This window comes from Dyella sp. (genome assembly GCF_036746095.1).
Lineage (GTDB): Bacteria > Pseudomonadota > Gammaproteobacteria > Xanthomonadales > Rhodanobacteraceae > Dyella_B.
The window spans coordinates 1-6,234 of record NZ_DAIOEU010000106.1 but is presented as its reverse complement, the minus strand read 5'-3'; the positions used below and the strand labels follow the sequence as shown (position 1 = coordinate 6,234).

The window sequence follows — 6,234 nt, the reverse complement described above, 5'->3', positions numbered from 1 at the left end:
AGCTTGTGGATCTCGCCCTGGCGGATGTAGTCCTGCACCAGCGGCGTGCCCAGCATCACTTCCATCGCCACGCGGCGCGCCTTGCCGTCCGGCGTAGGAATAAGCTGCTGCGCCACGATGCCCTTCAGGTTCAAGGAAAGATCCATGAACAACTGCTGGCGGCGATCTTCCGGGAAGAAGTGCAGGATGCGGTCGATCGCCTGGTTGGCGTTGTTGGCGTGCAGTGTGCACAGGCACAAGTGGCCGGTTTCGGCGAAGTTGATCGCGAACTCCATCGTCTCGCGCGTACGCACTTCGCCGATCAGGATCACGTCGGGCGCCTGGCGCAACGTGTTCTTTAGCGCGTTTTCCCAGCTGTCGGTATCGATGCCCAGCTCGCGCTGCGTGATGATGCAGCCTTCGTGCTTGTGCACGTATTCGATCGGATCTTCGATGGTGATGATGTGGCCGGTGGAATTCTGGTTGCGATAGCCCACCATCGCCGCCAGCGAGGTCGATTTACCGGTACCGGTCGCGCCCACGAAGATGATGATGCCGCGCTTGGTCATCGCCAGTTGCTTGATGACCGGCGGCAGGTTCAGTTCTTCGATGGTGGGGATCTTCGAGTCGATCCGGCGCAGCACCATGCCTACGCAATTGCGCTGATAGAAGCACGAGACGCGGAAACGGCCGACGCCTTGCGCGGATATCGCAAACTGGCACTCGTGCGTCTTTTCGAACTCCTCGCGCTGCGCCGGCGTCATGATGTTGATCACCATGTCGCGCGACTGCTGCGCGGACAGCGGGCTCTGCGTGATCGGCACCACGCGCCCCTGCACCTTCATCGATGGCGGCACGCCGGCGGTGACGAACAGGTCCGATGCCTTCTTGTGGACCATCAATTTGAGGAACGAGGTAAAGTCGAATTCGCTCATGGCGTGCTCCCGGTGGGACGTGCCCCGATCACTTGAACACTTCCTTGTTCTTCGCATATCCGATCGCCTGCTGGCGCGTCACCAGTCCGCGCTTCACCAGGTCGAGCAGGATCTGATCCAGCGTCTGCATGCCGTACTGCTGGCCGGTCTGGATGGAGGAATACATCTGCGCCACCTTGTCCTCGCGGATCAGGTTGCGAATGGCGGGGATGCCCACCATGATCTCGTGCGCGGCGATACGGCCGCCGCCCACTTTCTTGAGCAGCGTCTGCGAAATCACCGCGCGCAGCGATTCTGACAGCATCGAGCGCACCATCGGCTTTTCGCCGGCGGGGAACACGTCGATGATGCGGTCGATGGTCTTGGCCGCCGAGCTGGTATGCAGCGTGCCGAACACCAAGTGGCCGGTTTCCGCAGCGGTAAGCGCCAGGCGAATGGTTTCCAGGTCGCGCAACTCGCCGACCAGGATGAAGTCCGGGTCTTCGCGCAGCGCGGAACGCAGCGCCTCGTTGAAGCCATGCGTATCGCGATGCACTTCGCGCTGGTTGACCAGGCACTTCTGCGAGGTATGCACGAATTCGATCGGGTCCTCGACGGTGAGGATGTGGCCGTATTCGTTCTTGTTGATGTGGTCAACCATCGCCGCCAGCGTGGTCGACTTGCCCGAGCCGGTCGGGCCGGTCACCAGGATCAGGCCCTGCGGCTGTTCGATCAGCTCGCGGAACACCTTCGGCGCGCCCAGGTCGTCCAGGGTCAGCACTTCGGAAGGAATGGTGCGGAACACCGCGCCCGCACCGCGGTTCTGGTTGAACGCATTGACGCGGAAGCGCGCCAGCCCGGGAATTTCGAACGAAAAATCGGTCTCGAAAAATTCTTCGTAGTCACGGCGCTGCTTGTCCGACATGATGTCGTAGATCAGCGAGTGCACTTGCTTGTGGTCCAGCGCGGGAATGTTGATGCGGCGCACGTCGCCATCCACGCGGATCATCGGCGGCAGGCCCGCCGACAGATGCAAGTCGGAAGCCTTGTTCTTCACCGAGAAGGCAAGCAGTTCGGCGATATCCATCGGATTGTTTTCCCCTAAAAACCGATCGTCTATACGAAAACGCAGGCCGCAGCAGGACGACGGAAGGGGTCACCCGGTCAGATGCACTGGCGCGGCATGCCCCGCCATTCCCCCGCTCCTTGCAGCCATGCCGATACTACTCGCGCCGCGTGGCCGCCAGCCAGCTTTTCCGGCACCGCTGCCGGAACGCATCACGGCAAATGCGAGCGCATACACATTCACGCCTGCCGGGGTCCTTTCCCCGAGGGAAAAAGGCTTCGCTCACTCAGCCAGGCCGGCGCTGCTGTTAAGGTATGCCGCTGGCACCCAGATCACCGTTATGGACATGACCCACATCGCATTCATCGGCGGCGGCAACATGGCACGCAGCCTGATCGGCGGCCTGCTCAAGACCGGCATGCCGGCTGCCAACCTGCGCGTGGCCGAACCCCAGGCGCTGGCGCGCGAAAGCCTGGGACGCGACTTCGGCGTGGCCACCTTCGACGACAACCGGCTGGCCGCGGCGGATGCCGACGTGCTGGTGCTGGCGGTGAAGCCGCAGGTGATGCCTGCGATCCACTACGAGCTGCGCGATACGCTGCAACGCAAGCGACCGCTGATGATCTCCATTGCCGCCGGCGTGCGCATCGACCAATTGGAACGCTGGTTCGGCAACCTGTTGCCGATCGTGCGCTGCATGCCCAATACGCCGGCCTTGATCGGCGCCGGCGCCACCGGCCTGTGCGCCAACCTGCGCGTGACGCCGCAGCAGCGGGAGCAGGCGCAACACATCCTGGATGCGGTGGGCATCACGCGCTGGATCGAGGATGAGGCCTTGATGGATACCGTCACCGCCCTTTCCGGTTCCGGCCCCGCCTATTTCTTTGCCTTCGTCGAAGCGATGGAAGATGCCGCCGTGGCGCAAGGCATGCCACGCGACACCGCCCGCATCCTGGCTACCCAGACCTGCCTGGGCGCCGGCCGCATGCTGGTGGAAAGCAACGAAGCACCGTCCACGCTGCGCCAGCGTGTCACCTCGCCCAACGGCACCACCCAGGCCGCGCTGGAAAGCTTCAGCGCCGACCAATTCCCGCGCATCGTCGCCCGCGCACTGGCCGCCGCCACCCGGCGCGGGCAAGAACTTGCCGCGGCACTGGATAAGGATTGATCGATGTCATACCTGCTCAGCGCCTTCACCCTCATCGTCCAGGTGGTATTCGGCGCCATCGCCACGCTGTTCCTGGTGCGCCTGCTGGCCGAAGCCAACCGGGCGGACTTCCACAATCCGCTCAGTCAATTCGTGTATCGCTATACCAATCCGGTCCTCTCGCCGATCCGCCGCGTACTGCCGAACTGGCGGCGCATCAACCTGGCCGCCGTGCTGATCCTGGTACTTGCCTTCGTGCTGGAACGGCTGGCGCTTTCGGTTCTGACAGGCTTTATGCCGGCGTGGCTGGGTCTGCTGGTGCTGTCTTTCGCCGACCTGCTCAACTTCGTGTTGCTGTTCTACATCGTGGTGATTTTCGGCTGGTCGCTGCTCAGCATGTTTGCGCCCGATCCGTACCATCCCCTGTACCGCCTTGCCGGCACCATCGTCGAACCGCTGTTGCGTCCATTGCGCGGCAAGCTGGTGGTGGGCAGCATCGATTTCTCGCCTACCGTGGTGGTAATCCTCCTGCTGCTGGCGCAACGGCTGATTGCAGCGCCTTTATTCGATTTCGGCGCGAGCCTGGCGCGGTAACGTCGTGCGGAAGCCCTGGCTGCTTTGTTTCGCGCTTGCCTTCGGCCTGGCGAACGCATCGCCGCCAGGACCGTCGCAGCTGGTCTTGCACGGCACGGTGACGACACAGAGCGGTGAACATCCCGCCTTGCTCACGTTGATGTGCAGCACCGGCACCGGTGGTGCGCTGTCGCTGCAACTGGCGGTAGTTCGCGATACCGCACCCGACTTCCCGTTCGATGCGTTCGAAGGGCCGAATGCGCCGGCATCGCAACTCCCTAGCGCGGTGCTGCGGATAGGCAAGCAAACGTTCGCGCCCGTTCGGGTGGCGGGCTGGATCAGCGGCGACGATCCGGGCATGTTCGTGTTTGGCATCGCCACCGCGCTGGGAAAACATAACGCCGTGACAGATATCGCTGCAGCGCTGGGCAAGCCGGGCGCAACGATCACCTGGGCACAAAACGCCAACAACGTGCAGACGCCGCCGCTGGCGGCACAATTTGTGCCGGATACGGCGCAGCACAGGGCGTTACGGCGGATTGCAGCGCCCTGCCTGCCTCACCGCTGACACGTAGCCCGGGATGACTATCCCGGCATCAGGAAGCAAGCCAACCCGGGATTACCATCCCAGCCTACATGTGCCTCGCCGCCCACTGCGCGAACACCGCGTGCATGGCATCCAAGCCATCGAACAACGCTGCCGGTCCCGGCTGCAGGATGATCGGCGATTTGATTTCGTGCATATCGCCGTTGCGCACGGCGGGAATCGCCTCCCAGCCCGGCCGCTGCGCCACGCGCTCGGGACGAAAGCGCTTGCCGCACCATGAGCCAAGGATGATGTCCGGCACACGCTGCACCACTTCGCCGCCATCCGCGAGAATGCGATGTTTTGCCAGCGACTCACGCGCAAGTTCGGGGAATACATCGTCGCCGCCGGCGATGCCGATCAATTCCGCCACCCAGCGAATGCCGGTGATGATCGGCTCGTCCCATTCTTCGAAATACACTTTCGGCCGCCTCGGCCATGTCGCGGCGGCAGCACGCACTTCGGCAAGGTGCACCTCGGCGCGCTGCGCGTAACGCTCGGCTTTTTCGTACGCACCGACCATCGCCCCCAGCCGGCGAATGTAGGCAAGGATGCCTGCCACGCTGCGGTGGTTGCTGATCCACACTTCGACGCCTGCGCGGATCAGGTCACGCGCGATGTCGGCTTGCAGATCGGAGAAGCCGATCACCAGGTCCGGTTGCAAGGCCAGGATTTCTTCCAGCTTCGCGCTGGTGAACGCGGACACCTTTGGCTTTTCCTTGCGCGCACGGGGCGGACGTACGGTGAAGCCGGAAATGCCAACGATGCGCTGCTCCTCGCCGAGCGCGTACAGCACTTCGGTGGGTTCTTCAGTAAGACAGACGATGCGGTGGGGGAAAGGATCGTTATCGGTCATGTGTATGCAGTCAATGCCCAAACACCGTCACCACCACTTTGCGCTGGTGCGGATCCACGCGATGCTCCCACAAGTAGACGCCCTGCCACGTGCCCAGCTGCGGCTTGCCGCCATGCACGGGAATCGTCAGGCTCACGCCGGTGAGGATGGCGCGCACGTGCGAAGGCATGTCATCGGGGCCTTCGGCGTCATGCTGGAAGATCGGGTCGCCGTCCGGCACGGCGCGGGTGAACCAGCGTTCCAGGTCGGAACGCACCGAAGGGTCGGCGTTTTCGCTGATCAACAGCGAGCAGCTGGTATGCGCCGTGAAGACGTTGACGATGCCGGTGTGCACGCCGCTGGCCGCGACCAGCTCCGCCAACTTGTCGGTGATCTCGCTGAAGCCGCGTCCGCGCGTATGCACCGTAAAGCCGTTTTGCGCGACATGTTCCGCGGGTGTGGCTCGGGTCATGGCGCGCTCCTGTTCATGGATATAGCAGCCGGTGGGTCCAGGTCTGGCCGTGGCGGTCCCAACGCACACGCTCGTGCAGGCGGAAATTGGCGCCGTACCAGAACTCCACCATGTCCGGCTCGACCAGATACCCACCCCAGTGCGCCGGGCGCGGCACATCGCGGTCGGCAAACTGCTGTTCGACATGCGCCACGCGCTGCTCGAACGTCTCCCGCGCCGCCAGGGTCTGCGATTGCAGCGAGGCCCACGCACCGATCTGGCTGCCGCGTGGCCGGCTCGTGAAGTAGGCGTCGGACTCTTCCGTCGTCAGCTTGCGTGCCAGGCCTTCCACCCGCACCTGCACGCCCTCGCGCAGTCGCTTCCAGTGAAAACACAGGGCGACCTGGGGATGCGCGTCGATCTGCACGCCCTTGTCACTCTCGTAATTGGTGAAAAAGCGGAACCCACGCTGGTCCGCCCCCTTCAGCAGTACGATGCGCGAGCTGACCCGCCCCGCAGCATCGACGCTGGACAGGTTCATGGCGGTGGGTTCCGGGTCGCCACTGGCCACGGCCTGGTCCATCAAGGTGTTGAAAGTGTCAAGGATCTCGGGATTGAGCATGGGTATTTGAATCGTAGCCAGCGCACGTCATGATTACGCGATGAAGGATGATGCTAGCACG

8 protein-coding genes are annotated in these 6,234 nt (G+C 63.4%); 3 read left to right on the top strand and 5 right to left on the bottom strand.

The annotated features are described in order from the left end of the window. Positions 1–914: PilT/PilU family type 4a pilus ATPase (locus V7M64_RS21965; protein WP_333682270.1), on the bottom strand; the 914-nt coding region annotated here is incomplete at its 3' end. Positions 915–942: 28 nt separating this feature from the next. Next, on the bottom strand, positions 943–1,980 hold the full coding sequence (locus V7M64_RS21960) for a type IV pilus twitching motility protein PilT (protein WP_333682269.1): 1,038 nt from the start codon (positions 1,978–1,980) through the stop codon (positions 943–945). A gap of 325 nt (positions 1,981–2,305) precedes the next feature. Between V7M64_RS21960 and proC the strand changes: the two genes are divergently transcribed. The 3 genes from proC to V7M64_RS21945 are packed head-to-tail and all read left to right on the top strand — an operon-like array spanning position 2,306 to position 4,247. After that, entirely contained in the window at positions 2,306–3,127 is an 822-nt protein-coding gene (gene proC, locus V7M64_RS21955; protein WP_333682268.1) for a pyrroline-5-carboxylate reductase, read from the top strand. A 3-nt stretch (positions 3,128–3,130) separates the two neighbouring features. After that, the gene (locus V7M64_RS21950; RefSeq protein ID WP_333682266.1) at positions 3,131–3,700 is read left to right on the top strand and encodes a YggT family protein; all 570 of its coding nucleotides are present in this window, start codon (positions 3,131–3,133) and stop codon (positions 3,698–3,700) included. A 4-nt stretch (positions 3,701–3,704) separates the two neighbouring features. Then, a complete protein-coding gene (locus V7M64_RS21945; protein WP_333682265.1) occupies positions 3,705–4,247 on the top strand; it encodes a hypothetical protein in 543 nt (180 codons plus the stop codon). A 64-nt stretch (positions 4,248–4,311) separates the two neighbouring features. On the opposite strand, the gene V7M64_RS21940 is transcribed toward V7M64_RS21945, so the two are convergent. From V7M64_RS21940 to pdxH, 3 genes are read right to left on the bottom strand one after another with little or no spacing between them, the layout of a single operon-like run. After that, entirely contained in the window at positions 4,312–5,121 is an 810-nt protein-coding gene (locus V7M64_RS21940) for a cobalamin-binding protein (RefSeq protein WP_333682263.1), read from the bottom strand. A 10-nt stretch (positions 5,122–5,131) separates the two neighbouring features. Beyond that, a complete protein-coding gene (locus V7M64_RS21935; RefSeq protein WP_333682262.1) occupies positions 5,132–5,572 on the bottom strand; it encodes a secondary thiamine-phosphate synthase enzyme YjbQ in 441 nt (146 codons plus the stop codon). 13 nt (positions 5,573–5,585) lie between these two features. Then, positions 5,586–6,173, bottom strand: coding sequence for a pyridoxamine 5'-phosphate oxidase (gene pdxH, locus V7M64_RS21930; RefSeq protein ID WP_333682261.1), 588 nt, complete (start codon positions 6,171–6,173; stop codon positions 5,586–5,588). Positions 6,174–6,234: the final 61 nt, after the last annotated feature.

What these genes read in the sequence shown, in the direction of transcription:
- V7M64_RS21960 (WP_333682269.1), bottom strand. Translation starts at nt 1,980, where the DNA reads ATGGATATCGCCGAACTGCTTGCCTTCTCGGTGAAGAACAAGGCTTCC.
- proC (WP_333682268.1), top strand. Translation starts at nt 2,306, where the DNA reads ATGACCCACATCGCATTCATCGGCGGCGGCAACATGGCACGCAGCCTG.
- V7M64_RS21950 (WP_333682266.1), top strand. Translation starts at nt 3,131, where the DNA reads ATGTCATACCTGCTCAGCGCCTTCACCCTCATCGTCCAGGTGGTATTC.
- V7M64_RS21940 (WP_333682263.1), bottom strand. Translation starts at nt 5,121, where the DNA reads ATGACCGATAACGATCCTTTCCCCCACCGCATCGTCTGTCTTACTGAA.
- V7M64_RS21935 (WP_333682262.1), bottom strand. Translation starts at nt 5,572, where the DNA reads ATGACCCGAGCCACACCCGCGGAACATGTCGCGCAAAACGGCTTTACG.
- pdxH (WP_333682261.1), bottom strand. Translation starts at nt 6,173, where the DNA reads ATGCTCAATCCCGAGATCCTTGACACTTTCAACACCTTGATGGACCAG.